The following is a 24,239-nucleotide window of genomic DNA, read 5'->3' on the forward strand; positions in this document are numbered from 1 at the left end:
GAGGGCATGGAGATCCTCCGCCACGTCGTCGTGTTCATCCACCTGATCGGCTTCGCCGTGCTGTTCGGCTCGTGGGCCGCGCAAGCGTTCGGCGGAAAGCGTCAGATCACGAAGATGATGGACTACGGCCTGCTGATCGCCGGTGTCGCCGGCCTCGCACTCGCCGCACCGTGGGGCATCTCCTACGAGCTGAACTACGTCAAGATCGGCGTGAAGCTCGTCGTGCTGCTCATCATCGGCGCGCTCCTCGGCATCGGGTCGGCCCGACAGAAGCGCGGCGCAGCGGTCCCGCCCGCCGTGTTCTGGCTGATCGGCATCCTGGCGCTCCTCAACGCAGGCCTCGCCGTCATCTGGCGCTGACCCGCGAGCTCTCGGCCCGCCTGGGCGCGAGTCCGCGCTGATACGCGACAGCGCACCCAGCGAACACTCAGGAAGGCGTAAACTCACCGAGTCCCTTTGGTATACCGGGGACTGATCGGAGGAGTTCCATGAGTACCGCCACGACCCCGGCGAACCCCCGCTCGCGCGTCATCACCGCGAGCCTGGTCGGCACGACCATCGAGTTCTACGACTTCTACGCGTACGCGACGGCAGCTGTGCTCGTGTTCCCGGTGCTGTTCTTCCCCACCGGCGACGACACCACCTCGCTCCTCTCGTCGTTCGCGGTGTTCGGCGCCGCGATGGTCGCCCGCCCGATCGGCGCGGTGGTCTTCGGCCACTTCGGCGACAAGTTCGGACGCAAGGCCACACTCGTGGCCTCGCTGCTGACGATGGGCATCGCGACCTTCGTGATCGGGCTGCTGCCGACCTACCAGGACATCGGGTGGTGGGCCGCCCTCCTGCTGCTGATCCTGCGGCTCGCGCAGGGCTTCGCGCTCGGCGGCGAGTGGTCGGGAGCCGCTCTGGTCGCCACCGAGAACGCGCCGACGGGCAAGCGCGCCTGGTACGGCACCTTCCCCCAGCTGGGCGCCCCGCTGGGCTTCATCATCGCCAACTTCCTGTTTCTCGCGATCAACTGGCTGCTGCCGCACGCCGAGAACCCGGTCCTCAAGTCCGAGGCGTTCCTCTCCTGGGGGTGGCGCATCCCGTTCCTGTTCTCCGCGGTGATGGTCATCATCGGTCTGTGGGTCCGGCTCAAGCTCGTCGAATCCGACACGTTCAAGAAGGCGGAGACGAAGGGTGTCATCCGCAAGCTCCCGCTCGCGACCGTGTTCCGTCACCACTGGAAGCAGCTCATCCTCGGCACGTTCATCATGCTGGCGACGTACGTGCTGTTCTACCTGATGACGAACTTCACCCTCGCCTACGGCACGAAGCCCGCGTCGCTCGAGACCGCCACGGCCGCCGCGAAAGCCGCAGCCGAAGCGACCGGTGCTCCGTTCGACCCGATCAAGTTCGCGGCCCAGTTCTATCCCGGCCTCGGCTTCGGCTACACCGACTTCGTGCTGATGCAGATCATCGGTGTGGTGTTCTTCGGTGTGTTCACGCTCCTCTCCGGGCCGATCGCCGACGCGGTCGGACGACGCAAGCTGCTGCTGTGGGTCACCGGGACCATCATCGTGTTCGGCCTCACGTTCAACGCCTTCCTCCTGCCCGCGGTCGACCCGAAGTTCACGGGTGCGCTCACCCAGGCGTTCCTCGTGTTCGGCTTCATGCTGATGGGAGCGACGTTCGGGCCGATGGGCGCCCTGCTTCCGGAGCTGTTCCCGACGAACGTCCGCTACACAGGGTCGGCCATCGCGTACAACGTCTCGTCGATCCTCGGCGCGGCGGTGGCCCCGCTGATCGCCCTGAAGCTGTGGGAGGTGGCCGGAGGCGCACCGTGGCTGGTGGGGCTGTACCTCTCGGCCATGGGCGTGCTCACGTTCGTCGCGCTCATCTTCACGCCGGAGACGAAGGACCACGACTACGACGACGACCTGGGCGTCGCCTCCGCGGTCGAACTCTGATCACGACGAAGGGGCGGTCTCCACGGAGGCCGCCCCTTCGTGCGTCGGGTCAGACGACGACCACGTCGCAGTAGCGCGCCGCGGTCTTCGCGAGCCGACGATCGAACGTCAGGAGCGGGATGCCGAGGGTCTCGGCGAGCGCGACGTAGCCGGCGTCGTACGCGGACACGTCGTTGCGCAGCGTCCAGATCCGCGGGATCAATCGCCTCACGGGATGACGAGTGATCCGCAGCTCGCGGAAGTCGTCGAGAGCCTCGCGCACGAGGTGGGGCCGCGTCGCACCGTGAAGCGCCTTCCTGCGCAGCACCGCCAGCACCTCGATGTCGATCCCCGCGTGCGCATGGAAGTCTTCGCCGAACGTCCACTCTGCGCGACCGAGCACGGCTTCGATCGCAGCCGACGCATCGAGCACCATCGGACTGCTCACCAGCCGAGTTCTGCTTCGCGGTCGGCGCGAGCGGCATCCCGCGCTTCGAGGATCTCGTCCTGCGTCATCGTGAATCCTCCGGCCGCCGCGCGCGCGCGCGAGGCGGCGATGATCTCCGCGTTCGAGCGGTAGCGCACGAGCTCCTCGAGCTCCCGGGCGACATAGTCGGACAGCGACATGCGCTCCGCAGCGGCACGCTCCTTCAGTCGGGAGTGGACGTCGTCGGGGAGATTCCTCACTTGCAGCATGCGTCCCATGCTTCCATCGTCGCATGCGATGCACATGCACCAAAGCCGCGTCTGTGGATAACTCAATTGTCAACACATATTGACATTCGCTCCTGCGTCAACAATTATTGACGCAGGAGGTGCGACATGACACTGCCGACCGCGCTCGCACAGGACGACGGAAGCGAACCACTGGCCGCTCTGCATCGACTCGCCGAGCTGCGCACCGAGATCGCCCGCACCGAGGAGACGAACGTGCGCCGCGCCCGCAACCTCGGCTACTCGTGGCAGGCGATCGCGAGTGCACTGGGCGTGAGCAAGCAGGCCGCGCACCGCCGCTTCGGCCGCTCCTGACTCGCGCACCCTCGACGAGAGGGCCGATCCTGAAGTAGAATTTCCGTGGACAGTCAGGTGCCGCGTCGTCGGCGCCGAAGTTCCCCGGCCGCCGCCTGCGATCGTTAAGTTCTTCTTACAGATCGCGTGCAGAACTGCTCGATGGACGCCGTCACAGACGCGCCGACAGACTGCATTCCTGAGAGAGCACTCTCGCCCCCGACCCGATGGGGACCCCCTCACAGGAAGCGCGATCAATGGTGAATCGTTCACGCAAAGTGTTGTTCGGAGGGCTCGCCCTCGCCGTCGCTCTCGTGGTGTCCGGCTGCAACGCGAACTCCGGCCCCACCGAGTCCACGACCAATGGCACGGCCTCGGCGATGGAATCGGTGCCGACCGGCGGCACCCTGCACTACCTCTCCCGCCGTGCGAACGAGTCGTGGGAGACCGCGAACGCGCAGATGGTCCCCACCAGCCGTCTGCGCTGGGTGCACCGCGGACTGACCTCGTGGCAGACGTTCCCCGACAAGGAGACCGTCCTCACCGCCGACCTGGCCACCGACACCGGGACGACCGACGACGGCGGCCAGACCTGGACGTTCACCCTCAAGGACGACCTGACGTTCTCGGACGGCTCCCCCATCACCGCGCAGGACGTGAAGTACGGCGTCGAACGCTCCTTCGCCCCGATGTTCCAGGGCGGTCTCGGCTACCACAAGACCCTGCTCGAGGGCGCCGAGGACTACGAGGGCCCCTACGACGGCGAGGAGCTCGACTCGATCGAGGTGGTCGACGACCAGACCATCGTGTTCCACCTCAACCGCCCGTTCGGCAACTGGCCGTGGATCGTGAGCATGCCCGCGTTCGCCCCCGTGCCCCAGGCCGCGGACACGCAGCCGGAGACCTACGGCGAGCACCCCGTGGCCAGCGGTCCCTACATGATCAGCGAGTACGCGAAGGGCTCGCAGGCGGTGCTGGTGCGCAACCCGAACTGGGACCAGGCCACGGATGACGTCCGCTTCGCCGGCCCCGACACGATCATCGTCGACATGGGGCTGAACAACGACACCATCGTGCAGCGTCTGATCGACGACAAGGGCGACGACAAGAACGCGATCAGCAACGCCCTGATCTCGCCGTCGCAGTTCCAGCGCATCGAGTCGGACCCCTCGATCTCCGACCGTCTCGCCAACGGCCCGTCCGGATACTTCCGCTACATCGCCCTCAACATGAACAGCCCGGAGCTCAGCGACGTGCGCGTGCGTCAGGCGATCAACTTCGCCCTCAACAAGTCCGAACTGCAGAGCGTGTACGGCGGTCCGAAGTTCGGCGGCGAGCTCAGCTCGACGATCATGACACCCGGCATGCCCGGCTACGAGGAGTTCAACCTGTACGACGGCGGCGACACGGGCGACGTGGCGAAGGCCAAGAAGCTGCTCGCCGACGCCGGCGTGACCGATCTGACGCTCAGCCTCACCTACCCCGCCGACGCCGGTGCGATCGAGGAGAAGGAAGCCCTCAGCATCAAGAACTCGCTCGCCAAGGCCGGCATCACGGTCGAGCTCAACGGCCTCGACTCCGACACCTGGTACGAGCTGATCTCCAGCGGCGACGGCGACTACGACATGACCACCAACGGCTGGGGCGCCGACTTCCCGAGCGGTATGAGCACCATCCAGCCGCTCTTCGCCTCCAGCGAGATCGGCAACGGCGGCGGCAACGCCTCCAACTACTCCAGCCCCGCCGTGGACGCCGCGATCGACGCCGCGATCTCGGAGCCGGACCTCGACAAGGCCGGCGAGATGTGGGCGGCGATCGACAAGCAGATCATGAAGGACGCGCCGATCGTGCCGATCCTCGTGCAGCGCACGCAGGCTCTCGCGGGCTCGAACATCCTGAACTACTTCATCCCCGCCTACCCGCCGTTCGCGAACGAGCTGGTCGTCGGTATCGATGAGTGAGTCCGGTGACCAGTACTGACACGAAGCAGGTGGAGGGCCGACGCCCGTCGGTCCTCCACCGCTTCTTCCGGAAGCGCTCGGCCGTCGTCGGCGTGGTGATGCTCGGGATCCCGCTCCTCGCCGGACTGCTCGCGCCCGTCCTGGTGGCTCTCGAGGGGCAGGATCCGTACTCCTTCCACACGGACCTGCTGGACCCGAACGGTGGCCGCCCGCTCGGACCGCTCGGCGGCGTGAGCGCGGAGCACTGGCTCGGCGTCGCACCCGTCACCGGGATCGACCTGTTCGCCCAGATCGTCTACGGCATCCGCTCCTCCCTGTTCATCGCCTTCGGAGCGAGCATCATCTCGATCGTGTTCGCCGCGATCCTCGGCACCGCGATGGGCTACTTCGGCGGCTGGCTGAACGCCGTCTCGGGCCGTGTGATCGACTTCATGTTCGGCTTCCCCGGCCTGATGTTCGTGATCGCGGTGATGGTGATCGTGCCGCCGGAGTTCCCCCGCGAGATCGTGCTGGTGCTCGTGCTCGCGTTCTTCGGCTGGACCGTTCCCGCGCGCATCATCGGCGCGCAGGCGGGGGCCGTGAACGCGCGGGCCTTCGTCGAGGCGGCCCGCTCGACCGGCGCCCCGCCGTGGCAGATCATCCGCCGCGAGATGCTCCCCCACCTGTTCGGGCTCGTCGTGGTGCTGTTCGCGATGTCGCTGCCCGCGAACGTCAGCATGGTCGCCGGTCTGTCGTTCCTCGGGGTCGGCCTGCGCGGCGACGTCCCCGACCTCGGCAAGCTGCTCTCCGACTCGCTCCCCTGGATCTACAGCGGAGCCGACGTCTGGTACATGGTCTTCCCCGGCGCCGTGGTGTTCTGCATCGTGTTCGGCGCCACCCTCGCCGGCGACGCGCTCCGCGACGTCCTCGATGTCCGCACGGAGGACGCCTCATGATCGGCTACATCTCCCGCCGCCTGGCCACCGCGGTGTTCATGCTGCTCTCGATCGCGTTCGTCACGATCGCCCTGTTCTTCGGCGCGTCCCGCGACCCCGCCCGCGCGATGTGCGGCAAACCCTGTCCCGCCGACACGCTCGCCAAGGTGAGCGCCTACATGCAGACGGATCAGGGCGTGCTCTGGCAGTACGTCGAGTTCGTGAAGGGCCTGTTCGTCGGGCGCACGTACGGCTCGGGTTCCCAGCAGGTGCACTGCGCAGCCCCCTGCTTCGGCTACTCGTTCCCGAACCAGAGCGATGTGACCTCGCTCATCGTGGAGCGCCTGCCGGTGACCCTGTCGCTCACGTTCGGCGCCGCGATCCTGTGCCTCGTCGTCGGCATCGGACTCGGGGTGGCATCGGCCATCCGCAAGGGCGGTCTGATCGACCGGTTCTCGAGCGGGTTCGCGATGTTCGGCCTGGCCGTTCCCACGTTCCTCGTCGGCCTGCTGGTGGTGCAGGTGTTCGGCTTCATGCTGAACATGCTCCCCTACTCCGGGTTCGTGCCGTTCACCGAGTCGCCCCTCGACTGGGCCTGGCATCTGATCGGACCGTGGATGGTGCTGTCGATCATCCTCGCCGCAGGCTACATCCGGGTGACCCGCACACAGCTACTCGGCGAGCTCTCCTCCGATCACCTCGTGGCCATGACCGCCCGCGGCGCCTCCCCGCGCCGGGTCAACGCCCACGCGGTGCGCGGGGTCATGATCCCGATCGTGGCGATGTTCGCACTCGATGTCGCCGCACTCCTGGGCGGATCCGTCATCGCCGAGAAGGTGTTCAGCCTCCACGGTCTGGGCGACCTGCTGCTCGCCGGCGTCAACGAATCCGACCTGAGCCTCGTGGTCGGCGTCACCCTGTTCTCCGCCTTCCTCATCATCATCGGCAACCTGCTGGCCGATCTGCTGATGCCGCTTCTCGATCCGAGGATCCGTCGTGCCTGAACCCGTGCTCCAGATCGACGACCTCTCGATCTCTTTCACCCTCTCCGGTCGCGACGTCGACGTCGTGCGCGGACTGTCCGTCGAGGTCGAGAAGGGCCGCACCCTCGCCGTGGTCGGAGAGTCCGGCTCGGGCAAGACCATCACCGGACGCTCCATCATGCGCCTGCTGCCTCCCGCGGCGAGCGCGCGCGGCCGCATCGTCCTCTCCGGGCGCGAGATGCTGACCGCCGGCGAGAAGGAGCTGCGGCGGATCCGCGGCGGTGACGTGGCCATGGTCTTCCAGGACTCGCTGTCGGCGCTGAGCCCCTACCTGAGCGTGGGTGCGCAGATCGTGCAGGCCGTGCGACTGCACGATCCGTCGGTGTCGCGCCGTGACGCCGCCGCGCGCGCGGTCGAGATGCTGGACCGCGTGCGGATCCCCGATCCGGCGGATGCCGCCCGACGCTACCCGCACGAGTTCTCCGGCGGTATGCGTCAGCGCGCCGTGATCGCCATGGCGCTCGTCAACCGTCCGGCATTGCTCATCGCCGACGAGCCGACCACCGCGCTCGATGTCACGGTCCAGGCGCAGATCCTGGCGCTGCTGCGCGAGCTGCAGGATGAGTACGGCATGGCGATGCTGCTCATCAGCCACGACTTCGGTGTGGTCGCCAGCGCGGCCGACGACGTGCTCGTCATGTACGCCGGGCGCGAGGCCGAGTACGGGAGTCTGCGCGACATCTTCGAGCACCCCGCCCACCCGTACACGGCGGGTCTGCGTGCGGCCACTCCACGCCTGGACGCCGAGGGCGAGCGAGCGCGGCTGCGGGCCATCCCCGGCGCTCCGACCTCCCTGCGCGACGCCGGCTCCGGCTGCGCATTCGCCCCGCGCTGTGCCTTCGCGGCCGACCTGGGCGGCCGGTGCGAGACCGAGCTGCCCCTGCCGACGCTGCGCACCGGGAGCGACGACGACCGCATGCATCGCGCCGCCTGTCACCTCGGCCGCGTGCCCGAACTGCAGGAGGCGGCCCGATGAGCGACCCCATCCTCACGATGACCGATGTGACCAAGCAGTACCGCACGGGCGGGATGTTCGGACGCACCCGGAAGACCGTGCTCGCCGTCGACGGCGTGACCCTGCAGGTGGGCCGCGGCGAGGCGCTGGGGCTGGTCGGCGAGTCCGGATCAGGCAAGTCGACGCTGGCGCGGATGGCGAACGGACTGGTCACCGCCACGTCCGGCACCGTGATCACGGACGGGCAGGATGTCGCGCGGCTCAGCGGCAAGGGACTGCGCCGACTTCGCCGCAATGTCGCGATGGTGTTCCAGGATCCCCTGGCGTCGCTGAACCCTCGCCAGACCGTGCGGCAGACGCTCGAGAACGTGTTCCGCGCGCACGGCGAGACGACCACGACGGAGGCCCTGGTCGCGCTGCTCGCCTCGGTCGGACTCGGCGCCGACTACCTGGAGCGCTACCCGCACGAGGCGTCCGGCGGCCAGCTGCAGCGCGTCGCGGTCGCCAGGGCGCTCGCGCTCAGGCCCGCCCTGATCATCGCCGACGAGCCCACCTCGGCACTCGACGTGTCGGTGCGCGCGCAGATCCTCAACCTCCTCGCCGACCTGCAGCGCGAACAGGGCATCTCGTTCCTGCACGTGAGCCACGACCTCGCGGTGATCCGCCTCTACAGCGACCGGGTCGCGGTGATGAACCGCGGTCGGATCGTGGAGACCGGTCCCTCCGACGAGATCTTCCGCTCGCCGCAGCATCCCTACACGCAGTCGCTCGTGGCGGCGACGCCCGAGGCGGAGCTCCCCTCCGAGGCGCGCGCATCCGTGCGCACAGGCGCCGATGCGTGCGACGATCTTGACCATGACTCACCGAATGACCACGACGCCGTGGTCCGGCTGGAACCCGGCACGGCACGAGACAGAAAGAGGACACGTGGGTACTGACCTGTTCGTCCGAGAGTTCGGGCGGGACGCTGAAGAGGCGCCCGTCATCCTGATCCTGCACGGCGCCGTCGAGTCCGGCGCCTGCTACGGGGACGCGATCCGCCGGTGGGGCGACGACTTCCACATCGTCGCCCCGGACGCCCGCGGGCACGGCCGCTCCCCCGGTCGGCTCCCCGAGCACGAAGGCGTGCCGTCGACCGACGTGATGGTGCAGGACGCGATCGACATCCTCGAGGACATCCTCACCGAGACGGGGCGGAAGACGCTGATCGTCGGACACTCCATGGGTGCGCGCATCGCCGCATTCGTCGCGGCCGACGCCCCGCACCTCGTCGCCGGCGTCGTGCTGGAGGACCCGCCGTGGTGGGTGCCGGAGGCCGGCCCCAACCCCTGGCTGAGCGTGGAGCAGACCGAGAAGGACCCGTTCGACTTCGCCGACACCGCCACGGTCGATGAGCTGATCGACATGCAGCGCGCACAGAAGCCGCACTGGCCGGAAGAGGAGCTGCGCCCGCTCGCCGAGGCCATGAAGGCGGTCGACGTCGCCTACATGGAGCAGCGCGTGCACGAGAAGCGCCGCATCTGGACGCCGACGGCCCGACAGATCACGGTGGGTCCGACCGGGGTGCCGGCGCTCCTCGTGACGGGCACGGGCGACGTGATCGTCGACAAGCACTCGCGCGAGCGGCTCACCGCCGTCGCACCCGGCTTCGACATCGTCGTGATCGACGGCGCGCACCACTGCGTGCGCCGCGACCGTCCCGTCGAGTACCACCGGCACGTCGACGCATTCCTGCGTGAGAACGCCCCCTCGGTGGGAGCCGTCACTCCACGCTGAACGTGTCCGACCGCGCGAGCGGACCGTGGATCTCCGAGTCCGGCTCGGCGAGCACGGTCCGCATCGCCTCGAGCCCGGCGCGCACGACCGGGTGCCCCTGGTTGTCACGACGGGTGGTCATGATGACCTTGCGCAGCGGGGCGATCCCCTGCGTCGGCAGGATGCGCACCCACTCCTCGTCGCGCGTCGACAGTGCCGACTCCGGCACCAGGCACACACCGGCCTCGGCCGCGACGAGGGAGAGGGCCGCCCGGTAGTCGTCCGACACATGGGCGATCGTCGGGTGGAAGCCGAGCTCGGCGCACGCCTGGAGCACCATGGTGCGCGACGGGTTTCCCGGCGACGGCATGATCCAGCCGTCCTGCACGAGCTGCGTCAGCTCGACGCCGTCACTGCCGGCAAGCGGGTGGCTGAGCGGCAGCGCCGCCTTGAACCGCTCGATGTAGAGGGGGAACTTCACGACGTCGGGCGAGTCCCGCTCCGGGTCGGACTCGTACTCGAGGCTGACCGTCGCATCGATGTCGCCGCGCATCAGCATCCGGTGGCTCATGTGCGCCTCGGCATCGACGACCTTCACCTCGATGCCGGGCGCGTGCCGGCGCAGCTCGACGATCGCGGGCGCGACCACCCAGCTGATCGCCGTCGGGAACGCGCCGATGCGCAACTGCCCGAGGAGGCCGTCGGAGTGCGCTGCCAGGTCGGCCTCGGCGATCTGCAGACGGGCGTTGATCTCCTCGGCGTGCTCGGACAGGATGCGCCCAGCCGGGGTGAGCGCGAGCTTGCGGCCGGTGCGCACCATCAGCGCCTGCCCGACCTCGCGCTCGAGCGCGGCGAGCTGCTGCGACACCGCCGAAGGGGTCAGGTGCAGGGCCGCGGCGGTCGCCGTCACCGAGTCGGACAGCACGAAGGCGCGCAGCACGAGCAGGCGGCGAGGATCGATCGTGGCCACGGGAGACTCCATCGGCATGAGGCGGCCGGGCACGGTCGTGCGGGTCCACGGCGCGTCCAGGGGGTGATCCATCCTATCCAGCGCATTCAGCCTCTCCATAGGTTTCCCCCGCGAACGAAGTACGGTCGAAGTACCATCTCCAGATCGAGGTCCCGCATGTCCGGTACGGCGACAGCACGCCGCCGCGGACGTGGCGCACAGCCCGAAGGCCCGCGCGCCACCTTCCGCCAGCTCCTCCCCTTCCTGTTCGAGCACAAGCGCACCCTCATCGTGGTCGCCGTGCTCAGCATCATCGGCGCCGCGACCTCGCTGGTGCAGCCGCTGCTGGTCGGTCAGGTCATCGAAGCGGTGCAGTCGGGCGGGATGATCACCGCCCTCGTCTGGCTGCTGGTCGGCTTCGTGATCGTGTCGTCGATCATCTCCGGCTTCCAGCACTACCTGCTGCAGCGCACCGGCACCGCCGTCGTGTACTCGAGCCGTCGCAAGCTGATCGCCCGCATCCTGCACCTGCCCACCTCGGAGTTCGACGCCCGCCGCACCGGCGACCTCGTCTCGCGCGTCGGCACCGACACCACGCTGCTCTACGCCGTTCTCACCCAGGGACTCGCGGACGCCGTCGGGAGCGCGGTGCTGTTCCTCGGCGCGCTCATCGCGATGCTCGTGATCGACCCCGTGCTGCTGCTGCTCATCGTGGTCGTGATCGGCCTGTCGGTCACCGTGGTCGTGCTGCTCAGCGGGCGCATCCGCACGGCATCGACCGCCCAGCAGGTGAAGGTGGGCGAGCTCGCCTCCGGCGTCGAGCGGGCGGTCGGATCCATCCGCACGATCCGCGCCTCGGGAGCCACCGAGCGTGAGACGGCGGCCGTATCGGGACTGGCCGCCGACGCGTACGGCATCGGCGTGCGCATCGCGAAGATCTCCTCGCTCGTCGTGCCGGTGTCCGGCATCGCCCTGCAGCTGTCGCTGCTCGTCGTGCTCGGCGTCGGCGGGTTCCGCGTCGCGGCGGGCGCCATCACGATCGCGTCGCTCATCTCCTTCATCATGTTCCTGTTCCTGCTCGTGATGCCGCTGGCCACCACGTTCGGCGCCATCACCTCGGTGAACCAGGCGCTCGGTGCGCTGGGTCGTATCCAGGAGGTGCTGGATCTGCCCACGGAGACGCAGGACGACGAGACGATCGCCGCCTCGCTTCCCCGCGAGGACTCGGCACCGGACGCGCCCGCCGTCGAGTTCCGCGATGTGCGCTTCCGCTATCCCGAGAACGTGGTGGCCGCCCGGCAGGCCGCCGCGAAGGCCGCGCAGACGCTGCTCGCCGACGCGCACCTGGAATCCGCGGAGACGGCCGACCCCGCGGTGGAGGACCACGAAGTGCTCCGCGGCGTCTCGTTCGCCGTGCCGCAGGGCGCGAGGGTCGCACTCGTGGGTCCCAGCGGTGCCGGGAAGAGCACGATCCTGTCGCTGGTCGAGCGCTTCTACGACCCCACCGGCGGCTCGATCCGTCTGCACGGCCACGATGCGCGCACCTATCCGCGCGACGAGCTGCGCGCGCACTTCGGCTACGTCGAGCAGGATGCCCCGACGCTCGCCGGCACGCTTGCGGAGAACCTCCGCCTCGCCTCCCCCGATGCCTCGGACGCCGACTGCGAACGCGTGCTGCGGGCGGTGAACCTCGGCGATGTGCTGGAGCGGAACCCGCTCGGCGTCGACGCCCCGGTGGGCGAGGACGGGGTGATGCTGTCGGGCGGCGAACGTCAGCGACTCGCGATCGCCCGCGCGCTGCTCACCGACGCTCCGATCCTGCTGCTCGACGAGTCGACGTCCTCACTCGACGGAGTGAACGAGCAGCGCATGCGCGAGGCCATCGACGCGGTCTCCACCGATCGCACGCTCATCGTGATCGCCCACCGGCTCTCGACCGTGGTCGACAGCGACCTGATCGTGGTGCTGCAGGACGGCGTCGTGGTCGGCCAGGGTTCGCACGCGGAGCTCGTCGAGTCGACGCCGCTGTACCGCGACCTCGCCCGGCATCAGCTCCTGGCCTGACTCGCCTTCCTCCCGTCGCGTCCGCGGACAGCACGAAGGCGGGACGTCGGAGACCACTCAGCCATGGGTTCGTCTCTGATGTCCCGCCTTCGCGGGGTTCTTCCGTGATGGAAGTGCGAGGGTGCCGGCTCCCCCGAACCGGCACCGGTCTGGGGGGGCTACGCCTTCGCGAGGCGGTAGCGCAGCGAGGCCAGCTCGGCACGCAGCGCCGCGGGGACCTTGCCGCCGAACGTGTCGTAGAACTCCTCGGTCAGGTCGGCCTCGGTCTTCCACGCCTGCGGGTCGACCGAGAACAGCTCGTCGAGATCGGCGGCGGGGATGTCGAGCCCGTCGAGGTTGAGGTCCTCCACGCGCGGCAGGCGTCCGATCGGGCTGTCGACGGCCGGGACATCACCCGCGATGCGGCGGATGATCCAGTCGACGACACGCGAGTTGTCGCCGAAACCGGGCCACAGGAACCGGCCGTCGGCACCGCGTCGGAACCAGTTCACCTGGAAGATGCGCGGCGCACGGTCGAAGCGCAGGCCACGGCCGACCTCGAGCCAGTGGCCGAAGTAGTCCGCCATGTTGTAGCCGCAGAAGGGAAGCATCGCGAACGGGTCGCGGCGCAGTTCGCCGACCGTGCCCTCCGCCGCCGCGGTGCGCTCCGACGAGATGTTCGAGCCGAGGAAGACGCCGTGCGTCCAGTCGGTGGCCTCGACCACGAGCGGCACGTTGCTGGCGCGGCGTCCGCCGAAGAGGATGACGTCGAGCGGCACGCCCTCTTCCCAGTCCTCGGAGATCTGCGGGCACTGCGCCGCCGACACCGTGAAGCGTGAGTTGGGGTGCGCGGCCGGCCGGCCGGACTCGGGGGTCCAGTCGTTGCCCTCCCAGTCGATGAGGTTCGCGGGCGCCTGGTCGGTCAGACCCTCCCACCACACGTCGCCGTCCGGGCGGAGTGCGACGTTGGTGAAGATCGTGTTGCCCCACAGCGTCTCGACCGCCGTGACGTTGGTCGACTCGCCGGTGCCGGGTGCGACGCCGAAGAAGCCGGCTTCGGGGTTGATGGCCCACATGCGGCCGTCTTCACCCGGACGGATCCAGGCGATGTCGTCGCCGAGGGTCTCGACCTTCCACCCCGGAATGGTCGGGCGCAGCATCGCGAGGTTGGTCTTGCCGCACGCCGAGGGGAACGCCGCGGCGACGTGGTACGCCTTGCCCTGCGGGTCGATCACGCGGATGAGCAGCATGTGCTCGGCGAGCCAGCCCTCATCGCGGGCGATGACCGAGGCGATGCGCAGGGCGAAGCACTTCTTCGCGAGGATCGCGTTGCCGCCGTAGCCCGAGCCGTACGAGTAGACCTCGAGCGTCTCCGGGAAGTGGACGATGTACTTCTCGTCGTTGCAGGGCCACTCGACGTCCTGCTCACCGGGGGCGAGCGGTGCGCCGACCGTGTGCACGGTCTTGACCCACGGGGCGCCCTCGGCGATCTGACGCGTCACGGCGTCGCCCACACGGGTCATGATGCCGATCGAGGCGACCGCGTAGGCGCTGTCGGTGATCTGCACGCCGATGTGCGAGAGCGGGCCGCCGACGCGTCCCATCGAGAACGGCACGACGTACATCGTGCGGCCGCGCATCGACCCCTCGAAGATCTCGTCCATCTTCTGGTGCATCGCGGCCGGGGCCGCCCAGTTGTTCGTGGGACCCGCGTCTTCTTCGCGCTCGGAGGCGATGAACGTGCGCCCCTCGGTGCGGGCGACGTCGCTGGGGTGCGAGCGGGCGAGGTAGGAGCCGGGGCGCCATTCGGGGTTGAGCTTGATCAGCTTGCCCTCGTCGACGAGGTTGCGCAGCAGCCAGTCGTTCTCGGCACGCGAGCCATCGACCCAGTGCACGGAGTCGGCCTGGGTGAGCGTGCGGATCTCCTCGACCCATGCGGCCAGCTCGGCCATGGCGGGAGTGTCGTAGGTCGGAGCCGCGCCGAACGTACGCGTCACTGCGACGGGAGACGTGCGGGGGGTGAAGACTTCGGCGATCGCCATGACGGTGCTCCTTTGAAGTGTGGGGCGTTGCATCCATCTTCTTCTGCCTTCTGCGGTACTTTTCGCCAAATCGAGCGATAAGAACTGGGATTCTTTCGCTAGTATCAAGGAATGGCGTCCTCCGGCATTCACCTCACGACCCTCGGCCACCGCATCCGGCACCACCGCCAGGAGAACGGATACACGCTCGACGAGCTCGGCGCGCTGGTCGGCGTCGCCGGGTCCCAGCTGAGCCTGATCGAGAACGGCAAGCGCGAGCCCAAGCTGTCCCTGCTGCAGGCGATCGCGCAGGCCACGAAGACCGAGGTGACCGACCTCATCTCGGGCGAGCCGCCGAACCGACGCGCCGCGCTCGAGATCGAGCTGGAGCGGGCACAGGAGAGCCCGGTGTTCCGGCAGCTCGGCGTCGCGCCCGTCCGCGTGACCAAGGGCATGAGCGACGAGACCATCGAATCGGTGCTCGGACTGCACCGGGAGCTGGAGCGCCGCGAGCGTGAGGCCATCGCCACGCCCGAAGAAGCGCGACGCGCGAACACCGAGCTGCGGCTGCGGATGCGCGCGCAGAACAACTACCTCCCCGAGATCGAGAAGCTCGCCGAGAAGCATCTCAAGGCCGCAGGGCACGTGCAGGGCGCGCTCACCCACCGCACCGTGAGCATCATGGCCGAGAAGCTCGGCTTCGAGCTGATCTACGTCAACGACCTCCCCCACTCGACCCGATCCGTGACCGACCTGGAGAACGGACGGATCTACCTGCCGCCGGCGTCCATCCCCGGCGGTCACGGGCTGCGGTCGATGGCGCTGCAGGCGATGGCGCACCGACTGCTCGGGCACACGCCGCCCACGGACTACGCCGACTTCCTGCAGCAGCGCATCGAGATCAACTACTTCGCCGCGTGCTGCCTGATGCCGGAGACGGCGGCCGTCGCCTTCCTGCAGCAGGCGAAGAAGGATCGCAACCTCGCGGTCGAGGACTTCCGCGACGGTTTCGGCGTCACGCACGAGGCCGCGGGTATGCGCATGACCAACCTGCTGACGCAGCACCTCGGCATGGCGCTGCACTTCCTGCGCGTGGACTCGACCGGCGCCATCACGCGCGTGTACGAGAACGACGACCTCCCCCTGCCGATGGACGTCACCGGCGCGGTCGAGGGGCAGCGGGTGTGCCGCAAGTTCCAGGCGCGCGCCGCGTTCACGCAGCAGAACCGCACGGTCGAGCACCACCAGTACACGGACACGCCCTCCGGCACGTTCTGGTGTTCCACGCAGACGGGCTCGTCGAGCGACGGCGAGTTCTCGATCACGGTCGGGGTGCCGTTCGACGACGCACGCTGGTGGCGCGGACGCGAGACCAACGACAGGGCCGTGTCGACGTGTCCGGACGAATCCTGCTGCCGGCGCCCCTCGGCCGAACTGACGGAACGGTGGAACGGGCGGGCGTGGCCGAGTGCGCGCGTGCACACGCACATGTTCTCGCCGCTCCCCCGCGGCGCGTTCCCCGGCGTCGACGACAACGAGGTGTACAACTTCCTCGGTCGTCACGCGAGCGAGTAGCCCACTTTTTCCGAGCTACGCGGGGCGGAGCGTGCGCGTCAGGCGATGAACGCGGCGAAGCGAGCGAGGGCTGCATCCACCGCGGCAGGATCGGCGGGGACGGCGAAGAGGTCGGGCGAGGCGTCGCGTGCGGCGGCGTGCGACCACGTGCCGATCACGCGGCCCTGTTCGATGAGGGTCGCACGCACCATGCCGTTCTTGCCCGGGCCGACCGCGGCCAGGTGCTCGGGCGCGCAGACCATCGTGCGGTCGGCGTAGGAGATGTAGTACTCGTCGAACGCGCCGAGGGCGTGCACGGATGCCGCGTCCGGCGCACGCCGTGGCTTGTGCAGTGAGGCGAACAGCCCCTCGGCCACCTCGACGATGCGCTCCGCGGCTCGCTCCGCCGCCTCGCGTGCCTGACCGAGCGTGAGCCCCGACCACCAGGCGAAGTCGGCGATGCGGGCGGGACCATGCCCATCGAGGTAGCGCACGAACAGCTCGGCGAGCGGATCGGCGGGACGGGCGTGCTCCAGGATGTGCTCCTCGACGAGCACGAACCGCTGTTCGCGCGTGACGCCCGATCGCGCGACCACGGGCCCCTGGCAGAGGAGACCGTCGATCGTGAGGGTGAAGAGCAGGTGGATGCCGCGCTGCCCCGACGGGTCGATGCCGATGCTCTCGAGGATCGCGAAGACCTCGGCCCGGGTGCATCCGCCGTCGCGGAGGGGCGGAGTCAGTGCGCGCACGCTCGCCGCGATCATGTCGTCGTCGATGCCGAGGTCTCGATGTCGCGCCGCGGCCTGCTGTCGCTGTCGTGCCGCGGTGACCTCGAGGATCCAGCCCAGATCGCGTGCCGGGACGGTGTGCAGCGTGCCGCGCATGGTCCATCCGCGCACCAGCTCGCCGCGGTCGAACGCCCGGTCGACGTCGTACAGCGACGGCTCTCCCCTGGTGCGGACGGCGAGCGCCCATCGTCCGGCCGTGAAGTCCTGACTCTGCACCGCGAGCATGTGCTGCGCGGCGGCGCTCACCGTGCGGGTCGGCGCGGTGAGGCGGTGCGATCGGAGACGCTCGGCCAGGAGGGTCGCGGTCTTCATGACCCCATCATGCCGCGCGTCTCCGACATCGACCCGGGTGCTCAGCCCTGCAGGGTCACCACGCGGCGCTCCGGGAGCACGATCGGGTGCGAGCCCGCCATGACCTCGAGCACGCGGATGACCTGGCACGAGTAGCCGAACTCGTTGTCGTACCAGACGTACAGGATGAGGGTGTCCTCGTCGGCGATCGTGGCGAGGCCGTCGACGATGCCGGCGCGATGCGAGCCGACGAAGTCGGTGGAGACGACGTCGGGGCTCTCCACGTAGTCGATCTGCTGACGCAGCTTCGAGTGCAGCGACACCCGGCGCAGGTAGTCGTTGACCTGCTCCTTGGTCGCGGGGCGCTCGATCGTGAGGTGCAGCACCGCGAGCGACACGTCGGGCGTGGGCACGCGGATCGAGCTGCCGGTGAGCTTGCCCTCCAGCTGCGGGAGCGCCTTCGCGACGGCCTTCGCGGCGCCCGTCTCGGTGATGACCATGTTGAGCACCGCCGAACGTCCGCGTCGGTCGCCCTTGTGGAAGTTGTCGATCAGGTTCTGGTCGTTCGTGAACGAGTGCACCGTCTCGACGTGCCCCTTGACCACGCCGTACGCCTCGTCGATCGCGGCGAGCACCGGGGTGATGGCGTTCGTCGTGCAGGAGGCGGCGGAGAGGATGCGGTCGGCATCGACGATCGTGTCGTCGTTGATGCCGTGCACGATGTTCTTGAGCGGGCTCTTGCCGGGTGCGGTGAGCAGCACGCGGGCGACTCCCGTGGAGCGCAGGTGCTGGGACAGTCCCGCTTCGTCGCGCCAGCGGCCGGTGTTGTCGACGACGATCGCGTCGTGGATGCCGTACGTGGTGTAGTCGATGGATGCCGGGTCGTCGGAGTAGATCACCTGGATGCGGGTGCCGTTGGCGATGATCTGCTCGGCGTCCTCGTCGACCGTGACGGATCCGGCGAACCGGCCGTGCACCGAGTCGCGCAGCAGCAGCGATGCACGCTTGACGAGGTCGTTCTCGGCGCCGCGACGCACCACGATGGCACGCAGCCGCAGTCCGCTGCCCCCGCCCGTGTGGGCGATGAGGATGCGAGCGAGCAGACGGCCGATGCGCCCGAAGCCGTACAGCACGACATCCGTGGGCTCGGCGGCGACGGCGCCCATGGCGGGTGCGAGCGCCTCGGCGAGGTAGGTCTCGAGCGGCTGTCCGCTCGCGGCGTGCTCGGCCACGAGGCGTGCGAGGTCGAGGGAGGAGGCGCCGGGCGCGAGTGCGTGGATCGCTTCGAGCACGGCCAGGCTGTCTTCGATCGGGAGCCGCTCGTGGCCGAGCTGTGCCACGCGCTCGTGGACCTCGACGAGGGCGGTCGCCGACAGTCCGAGCAGGCGGTGCCCGTGGAGGGACGTGACCACATCGTGCTCGCGCCGCAGTGCCCCGATGAGCGGGATCATCCGCTCTGCCAGTTCTTCGCTCTCAGTCCAGTCGTCGCGGTGTGCCGCGGAATCGTTCATCTGCGTCCTTGCATGTGTGAGCGCGCACCGAGATCGCCGGCGCGCGAGTTGCCGGGTGAATCGGGGGATGCCTCCAGCGTACAAGTCGCCGAACCACGCGCCGAATCGATGCGCTGTTCGTCCTCTCACCGACGGGTTTTACGTCTACACTGGTGGAATAATGACGCAGACACTCCCCGGCGACGACGCCGACCTGATCATCCGCGGCGGCCGCATCCACACCTTCGACGGATCTGGCACCGTCGCGCACGCTCTCGCCGTGCGCGACGGCGTGATCATCGCCACCGACGACGCCGCCACACGACTCCGGGCACGGATCACCCTCGAGCTCGACGGCCGCACGGCGATCCCCGGCATCAACGATGCGCATCTGCACGCGGCCTGGCTGGGGGCACGCTGGCCGCACCTGTTCTTCTCCGACACACCATCCGACGAGCACCCGTCCGGGAAGCTCGTCTCGACAGCGGAGGAACGGCGTTCCGCCCTGCGCCTGGCATGGCGCCTCCTCGCCGAACGAGGGATCACGAGCTACACCGAGCCGGGCATCGGCCCGGGCGAGGACGCGGGAGAGACCGGATGCTTCGGCACCGACATGCTCGACACCTACGGCGAGCTGCACCGTGAGGGCGCCCAGACGTCGCGCGTGACCCTGCTGCGCCTGTTCGGCACGATCGACGGCGAGAGCACGCTCGAGGACTTCGAGTCCGGCATCCGCACCCCGGCGCCGACCCACGACCCGCGCTGGCTCGCGATCCCCGGCGTCAAGATCTTCGCCGACGGCATCCCGCCGATGGCGACGGCCTGGGTGGAGGAGCCCTACGCAGACGGCACGACCGGGGCGCTGCTCACGCGGGGAGGAGGCGACCCGCTCTCCGCGTTCCAGCGGATGGTGCAGCTCGCCGCGTCCCGCGGGCTGCAGATCGCGGTACACGCCACCGGCGATCGCTCGATCGCGGAGTTCCTCGCGGTGCTGGAGAGCCTCTCCGACGCGCCGACTCCGGCCGCGCCGCACTACGTCGTCCACGGGGACCTGGCGACACCCGAGCAGATCAGCCGCATGCAACGGGTCGGCGCGGGGTTCGCCGTGCAGCCGCTGATCGCCGCGCACACCCACTCCTGGGCGGCGGCCCAGCTCGGCGAGGCGCGGCTCGCTGCCGCCTGGCCGCTGCCGGCGATGCTCACCTCCGGCACCCTCACCACCGTCACCAGCGACTCGCCGATCGCGAGCCCGGACTGGCGGCTCAGCCTCGACGCCTCACTGGCCCTGCTCACCGACGCCGGCTTCGCTGATGACGCGCAGACCCGTGACCGGCTGATGCGTTCGATGACCGTGGACGCCGCGCGACAGGACGGCGCGTCGGACTGGAAGGGCTCCCTGGAGGTCGGGAAGGTCGCCGATCTGACGATCCTCGACGAGGATCCCCTGACTCCCGGCCGCTTGTTCTCGTCGCTCGACGTCGTCCGCACGATCGTCGACGGCCGCACGGTCTTCGCCCGCGACTGAGCCCCGGGGGCACGAAAACGGCGGGCGGCATGTGCTCCCATGCCGCCCGCCTCTGATCCCCCTCGGACCAGTCTGTGGCCCCGGCGACGGGCGTCCGCCGCCGGAGCAGGTCTCACACCGCGGTCGCCATCAGCACCCGCGGGCTGCCGGGCAGGGCGACCTTGTCGCGAACCGCCCATCCGGCGTCGGTCAGCCAGCCGCGCACCTGAGCCTCCGGATACACGACGGTGCCGTCGATGACGAGGTACTCCCCCGCGTGCAGGGCGTCGATCCCCCGCTGCTCCACGTCGTCGTCGAGGAAGAAGTCGAGCACGGTCAGAGTCGCGCCCGGCGTCGCCGCCGCCCGCAGATTCCGGAAGATCTGCGCGTTCTCCTCGGCGCTGAAGCGGTGGATGACGTGATTGGCGAAGAGCGTGTCATACTCGCCCTGCGGCGTGGCGGTCGCGGTGTCGGCGACCTCGACGACGGCACGGTCGGACACCCCCGCGGCAGCGACGGCGTCCGCGACGCCGCCCTCGAAGCCGGGGGCGTACAGGAACGTCGTGTGCAGCTCCGGGTTCTGCGCCATGACCGCGAGCGCGAAGTCGGCCGAGAGCCCACCGAAGTCGAGCGCCTTGGTGGCCCCCGCGAGGTCGAGGTGGCGGCCGAACTCGTGTGCGTGCAGGCGGTTGTACGTCATCACCCCTGCCATGAACGTGGCCCAGCGGGCGTCGTCCATCTGCAGGTCACCCGGCTCGGTGGTATCGACCGTGTGGGCGAACTGGAGCCAGTGCGGGTAGCTGATCTCGTCGAGGAAGGTCAGGAACGGCGCGAGGTCGATCGCCGCATCCGCACCGGTGAGGTACGCGGCGGCATCCGGAGCCACGGCATAGCGGCCGTCCGCGCGCCGCAGGAGACCCTTGGCCGCCATCGCGTCAGCGAGCAGGCGAGCGATGCGCTCGCTCACTCCGCACTTCTCGGCGATCGCCGGCACCGTGTCGGCCCCGTCGGCGACAGCGGCGAAGAGGCCGATGCGACCGGCATGGAAGAGCTGCTTCGACGCCATGTACCCGGTGGCGATGTCGAGGATCCGGGCGGCGTCAGCGGTGGGGGTGTCGGTCATGTCTTGCCTTTCGATGTGCATGTCTACGTATGTTGAAATTAAAGAACAGAAAGAGGCCGGGAACGACGGCCCCCACTCAGGCGGACAGGAAGTCCTGCACCGCAGCACGGAACTCCGCCGCGTGGAGAGCGGCCAGATGATCTCCGGGCACACGCTGCGCCCGTGCGGTGGGAAGAAGCCGCGCGAGCTCGTCGATCCCTGCGGCCATCGCATCGTCCGCTCCGCCGAGGAGCAGCACGGGGAGCGCGAGCCCCTCCGGCTGAGGGACGAACGGCTCCGCCGCCAGGCCCTCGATCAGGTCGATCAGCTCGCTCGGGCGATTGCCCGGCAGAGAGGCCATGTGCACGATCATGCCCGTGAGCGGATCCGTCGGCGCGGCGCCGCCATCGACCGCGGTGCGGGCGGCATCGAGGTCGACGGCCGCGAAGGGCTCGCCCGCACTGAGGCCACCGAGCACCAGACGGCGCACGCTCACATCGGGACGCCTCGCCAGATCCCAGGCGAGCCGGGCCCCCAGCGAGTAGCCCACCAGGTCGACCTCGTCGGCACCGACGGCATCCGCGAGCGCATCCAGCACGCGCGAAGTCGCCGCAGTACCGAGCGCCGGACTCGCGCCGTGCGCCGGAAGGTCGACCACGAGCCGAGGGCGGTCCGCGAAGACTCCGGCCCACTCGGCATCCGGCCAATCCTGCGCCCCCGCCGAGGCGAAGCCGTGCAGGAAGACGACGGGTCGCCCGGTGCCCGGGTGCCGTTCGACGAACAGGGGTGGGGTCATGACGCGCCGTCCTCTCGGGTCCGGCGCGCCGCGCTCAACGCAAGCGCGCCAGGAACTGATCGATGTAGTTCTCGTAGTCGGCGATGCGCTCGCCGTCCGGATACATGAGGTTGATCACCGTCGCACCGACGGCGACGGAGATGAACTCGTTCGCCAGGGCCGCGTAGTCCTGATCCCGGATCGACCCGGCATCGCGAGCCGCCTCCATCCGTTCGACGAGCATCGCGTGCCAGCGCCCCAGGTGCGTGCGGTACAGCACCGTCAGGGCGTCGTTCGACATCGCATACTCCCAGAGCGCGAGCAGCACCCGACCGCTGGCGATCTCGGCGACCCCGCTCGGCAGTGTGCCCTGGAGCACCTGCTGCAGCATCCGCTCGGGGGTCGCCCCCTCGGAGATCGACTCCTGCAGCCAGGTGTCGTGCTCGTGCAGCACCGTCTCGAACGTCGCCGCGACGATGCTCTCCTTGCCCGGGAAGTAGTGCTTCAGCGCACCGTTCGCGAAGCCGGCCTCCGCGGCGATGCTGCGCATCGTGGCCGCCTCGAAGCCGCCCTTCAGGATGATGCTCTTGGCCACCTCGACGATGTCCCGTCGACGCTGGTCGTGATCGATGATCTTCGGCATGAAGTCCTTCCGGCCGGTTCCGGTGCGTGGAGTGATCGGGCCTGGAGCTACCGTACCGCCGCATCGCGCACCTCCCGCAGAGCGAGCCACTGGGCACGTCGTTCGCGCTGCGCGACCGGGTCGGCGACGGGCGAGGCCAGGCGCAGCCGTTCGGAGTACGGATGCGCCGGCGCGCGGGTGACCTGCTCCCCCTCCCCCACTTCGACGAGCTCGCCGCGGTACATGACCGCGACGCGGTGGCAGACCCGGCGGACGACGCCCAGGTCGTGCGAGACGAAGAGGTAGGCCACCCCCGTGTCGCGCTGGAGCTCGATGAACAGGTCGAGGATCGTGGCCTGCGTGGTGAGGTCCAGAGCGCTGACCGGCTCGTCGCACACGATGAGGCGCGGTCCACGCACGAGTGCGCGGGCGATCGCGATGCGTTGCCGCTGACCGCCAGAGAACTCGCTCGGGAAGCGGTCCATCGCCGACTCCGGCAGACGGACCCGATCCAGCATCTCGCGGACCTTCGCCTCGGCGCCCTTCGCCCCGATGCCGGTCGTGAGCAGCGGCTCGGCGAGGATGTCGCCGATGGTCATGGCCGGGTTGAGGGATCCGTACGGGTCCTGGAAGACGACCTGCACGTCATCCGCGAGAGCACGCCGGTCACGGCGTCCGAGCCGACTGATCTCCCGACCGTCGAAACGGATGCTCCCGCCGGTCACGGGTGCGAGGCCGAGGATCGCCTTGCCGAGCGTCGACTTTCCCGAGCCGGACTCTCCCACCAGCCCCAGGCACTCGCCCGGGGCGATGTCGAGCGAGACGCCGTGCAATGCGCGGAAGGCGTTGCGCCCCCGGCCGTACTCCACGACCAGGTCGTTCACTTCGAGCAGGGCGCTCATGCGGTCACCTCGGTTCCGGTGCGGTCGAGCTCGGCGCGGCCTCGCGCATCGTCGAGGGACGCGGCGATCAGCTCACGCGTGTACTCCTCGGCGGGAGCGGCGAACAGGGCGTCGACCGCCCCGGATTCCACGATGTCGCCACCGCGCATCACGATCACGCGGTCGCAGATATCGGCGACGACACCGAAGTTGTGGGTGACGATGAGCAGCGCCATGCCGTACTCGGACTGCAGTTCGCGCAAGAGCTCGAGCACCTCGGCCTGCACGGTCACATCCAGCGCGGTCGTGGGCTCGTCGGCCACGAGGAGCGAGGGCTTCCCCGCGATCGCGCCGGCGATGAGGACACGCTGGGCCATGCCGCCGGAGACCTGGTGCGGGTAGCTGCGCATGACCCGGTCGGGGTCGGTGAGGCCGACACGCACGAGCATGGCCTTCGCCCGCTCCTCGGCCCGCGCCCTGCTGAGTCCGTGGGTGCGGCGCAGCGGTTCGATGAGCTGGTGACCGATCGTGTACGAGGGGTCGAGGTTGCTCATCGGCTCCTGCGGCACGTAGCCGATCTCGCGGCCGAGGAGGGCCCGCCGCTGCTTCGGACTCGCCGAGGTCACGTCGATGCCGCCCACCCAGATGGCGTCGG

At 69.3% G+C, this 24,239-nt stretch carries 23 protein-coding genes; 12 read left to right on the plus strand and 11 right to left on the minus strand.

Annotated elements, in window-relative coordinates:
- The first annotated feature begins 6 nt into the window (after positions 1-6).
- Positions 7-360, plus strand: coding sequence for a Fe-S protein (locus WFM69_RS16105; protein ID WP_337006456.1), 354 nt, complete (start codon positions 7-9; stop codon positions 358-360).
- 128 nt (positions 361-488) lie between these two features.
- On the plus strand, positions 489-1,949 hold the full coding sequence (locus WFM69_RS16110) for an MFS transporter (protein ID WP_337006458.1): 1,461 nt from the start codon (positions 489-491) through the stop codon (positions 1,947-1,949).
- Positions 1,950-1,998: 49 nt separating this feature from the next.
- On the opposite strand, the gene WFM69_RS16115 is transcribed toward WFM69_RS16110, so the two are convergent.
- Both WFM69_RS16115 and WFM69_RS16120 read right to left on the minus strand, forming a co-directional pair.
- Positions 1,999-2,376: a type II toxin-antitoxin system VapC family toxin gene (locus tag WFM69_RS16115; protein ID WP_337006461.1), complete on the minus strand. Its 378-nt coding sequence runs from the start codon at positions 2,374-2,376 to the stop codon at positions 1,999-2,001.
- Positions 2,373-2,624, minus strand: a complete 252-nt coding sequence (locus tag WFM69_RS16120; protein WP_337006463.1) for a FitA-like ribbon-helix-helix domain-containing protein — start codon at positions 2,622-2,624, stop codon at positions 2,373-2,375. The genes WFM69_RS16115 and WFM69_RS16120 overlap by 4 nt, the downstream gene beginning before the upstream one ends.
- Before the next feature lie 126 nt (positions 2,625-2,750).
- Between WFM69_RS16120 and WFM69_RS16125 the strand changes: the two genes are divergently transcribed.
- From WFM69_RS16125 to WFM69_RS16155, 7 genes are all read left to right on the plus strand, one after another.
- Complete coding sequence (locus tag WFM69_RS16125) at positions 2,751-2,957, plus strand: AsnC family protein (protein ID WP_337006465.1); 207 nt, start codon at positions 2,751-2,753, stop codon at positions 2,955-2,957.
- Positions 2,958-3,193: 236 nt separating this feature from the next.
- Entirely contained in the window at positions 3,194-4,897 is a 1,704-nt protein-coding gene (locus tag WFM69_RS16130; RefSeq protein WP_337006467.1) for an ABC transporter substrate-binding protein, read from the plus strand.
- Between the two features lie 5 nt (positions 4,898-4,902).
- Positions 4,903-5,832, plus strand: coding sequence for an ABC transporter permease (locus tag WFM69_RS16135; RefSeq protein ID WP_337006468.1), 930 nt, complete (start codon positions 4,903-4,905; stop codon positions 5,830-5,832).
- Positions 5,829-6,815 (plus strand): ABC transporter permease, encoded by a 987-nt coding sequence (locus WFM69_RS16140; RefSeq protein WP_337006470.1) that lies wholly within the window; start codon positions 5,829-5,831, stop codon positions 6,813-6,815. Before WFM69_RS16135 ends, WFM69_RS16140 begins: the two co-directional genes overlap by 4 nt.
- A complete protein-coding gene (locus WFM69_RS16145; RefSeq protein WP_337006472.1) occupies positions 6,808-7,830 on the plus strand; it encodes an ABC transporter ATP-binding protein in 1,023 nt (340 codons plus the stop codon). Before WFM69_RS16140 ends, WFM69_RS16145 begins: the two co-directional genes overlap by 8 nt.
- The gene (locus WFM69_RS16150; RefSeq protein WP_337006474.1) at positions 7,827-8,747 is read left to right on the plus strand and encodes an ATP-binding cassette domain-containing protein; all 921 of its coding nucleotides are present in this window, start codon (positions 7,827-7,829) and stop codon (positions 8,745-8,747) included. The genes WFM69_RS16145 and WFM69_RS16150 overlap by 4 nt, the downstream gene beginning before the upstream one ends.
- Positions 8,737-9,585, plus strand: a complete 849-nt coding sequence (locus WFM69_RS16155) for an alpha/beta fold hydrolase (RefSeq protein WP_337006476.1) — start codon at positions 8,737-8,739, stop codon at positions 9,583-9,585. Before WFM69_RS16150 ends, WFM69_RS16155 begins: the two co-directional genes overlap by 11 nt.
- On the opposite strand, the gene WFM69_RS16160 is transcribed toward WFM69_RS16155, so the two are convergent.
- Positions 9,572-10,606: a LysR family transcriptional regulator gene (locus tag WFM69_RS16160; RefSeq protein WP_337006478.1), complete on the minus strand. Its 1,035-nt coding sequence runs from the start codon at positions 10,604-10,606 to the stop codon at positions 9,572-9,574. The two genes, WFM69_RS16155 and WFM69_RS16160, sit on opposite strands and share 14 nt — an antisense overlap.
- A gap of 84 nt (positions 10,607-10,690) precedes the next feature.
- On the opposite strand from WFM69_RS16160, the gene WFM69_RS16165 reads away from it, so the two are divergent.
- A complete protein-coding gene (locus tag WFM69_RS16165) occupies positions 10,691-12,577 on the plus strand; it encodes an ABC transporter ATP-binding protein (RefSeq protein ID WP_337006480.1) in 1,887 nt (628 codons plus the stop codon).
- 158 nt (positions 12,578-12,735) lie between these two features.
- Here the strand turns inward: WFM69_RS16165 and WFM69_RS16170 are convergent, their stop codons facing one another.
- Positions 12,736-14,598, minus strand: coding sequence for a phosphoenolpyruvate carboxykinase (GTP) (locus tag WFM69_RS16170; protein ID WP_337006482.1), 1,863 nt, complete (start codon positions 14,596-14,598; stop codon positions 12,736-12,738).
- Between the two features lie 111 nt (positions 14,599-14,709).
- On the opposite strand from WFM69_RS16170, the gene WFM69_RS16175 reads away from it, so the two are divergent.
- Positions 14,710-16,152 carry a helix-turn-helix domain-containing protein gene (locus tag WFM69_RS16175; protein ID WP_337006484.1) on the plus strand — a complete coding sequence of 481 codons (1,443 nt, stop codon included), beginning with the start codon at positions 14,710-14,712 and terminating at the stop codon, positions 16,150-16,152.
- A gap of 38 nt (positions 16,153-16,190) precedes the next feature.
- Here WFM69_RS16175 and WFM69_RS16180 read toward each other — a convergent pair whose 3' ends face one another.
- Positions 16,191-17,231, minus strand: coding sequence for a winged helix DNA-binding domain-containing protein (locus tag WFM69_RS16180; protein WP_337006486.1), 1,041 nt, complete (start codon positions 17,229-17,231; stop codon positions 16,191-16,193).
- Between the two features lie 41 nt (positions 17,232-17,272).
- Entirely contained in the window at positions 17,273-18,721 is a 1,449-nt protein-coding gene (locus tag WFM69_RS16185; RefSeq protein ID WP_337006488.1) for a glyceraldehyde-3-phosphate dehydrogenase, read from the minus strand.
- A gap of 160 nt (positions 18,722-18,881) precedes the next feature.
- Here WFM69_RS16185 and WFM69_RS16190 point away from each other — a divergent pair, with 160 nt between their 5' ends.
- On the plus strand, positions 18,882-20,225 hold the full coding sequence (locus WFM69_RS16190; protein ID WP_337006489.1) for an amidohydrolase: 1,344 nt from the start codon (positions 18,882-18,884) through the stop codon (positions 20,223-20,225).
- A 112-nt stretch (positions 20,226-20,337) separates the two neighbouring features.
- Here WFM69_RS16190 and WFM69_RS16195 read toward each other — a convergent pair whose 3' ends face one another.
- From WFM69_RS16195 to WFM69_RS16215, 5 genes are all read right to left on the minus strand, one after another.
- Positions 20,338-21,327 carry a methyltransferase family protein gene (locus WFM69_RS16195; protein WP_337006491.1) on the minus strand — a complete coding sequence of 330 codons (990 nt, stop codon included), beginning with the start codon at positions 21,325-21,327 and terminating at the stop codon, positions 20,338-20,340.
- A 76-nt stretch (positions 21,328-21,403) separates the two neighbouring features.
- Positions 21,404-22,102 carry an alpha/beta fold hydrolase gene (locus WFM69_RS16200; RefSeq protein ID WP_337006493.1) on the minus strand — a complete coding sequence of 233 codons (699 nt, stop codon included), beginning with the start codon at positions 22,100-22,102 and terminating at the stop codon, positions 21,404-21,406.
- Between the two features lie 34 nt (positions 22,103-22,136).
- Positions 22,137-22,724: a TetR/AcrR family transcriptional regulator gene (locus WFM69_RS16205; protein ID WP_337006495.1), complete on the minus strand. Its 588-nt coding sequence runs from the start codon at positions 22,722-22,724 to the stop codon at positions 22,137-22,139.
- Positions 22,725-22,771: 47 nt separating this feature from the next.
- Positions 22,772-23,605: a dipeptide/oligopeptide/nickel ABC transporter ATP-binding protein gene (locus WFM69_RS16210; RefSeq protein ID WP_337006497.1), complete on the minus strand. Its 834-nt coding sequence runs from the start codon at positions 23,603-23,605 to the stop codon at positions 22,772-22,774.
- A partial coding sequence (locus WFM69_RS16215) for an ABC transporter ATP-binding protein (protein ID WP_337006499.1) occupies positions 23,602-24,239 on the minus strand: 638 nt, incomplete at its 5' end. The genes WFM69_RS16215 and WFM69_RS16210, both read right to left, overlap by 4 nt.

The organism is Microbacterium sp. LB12 (assembly GCF_037150835.1).
GTDB lineage: Bacteria > Actinomycetota > Actinomycetes > Actinomycetales > Microbacteriaceae > Microbacterium.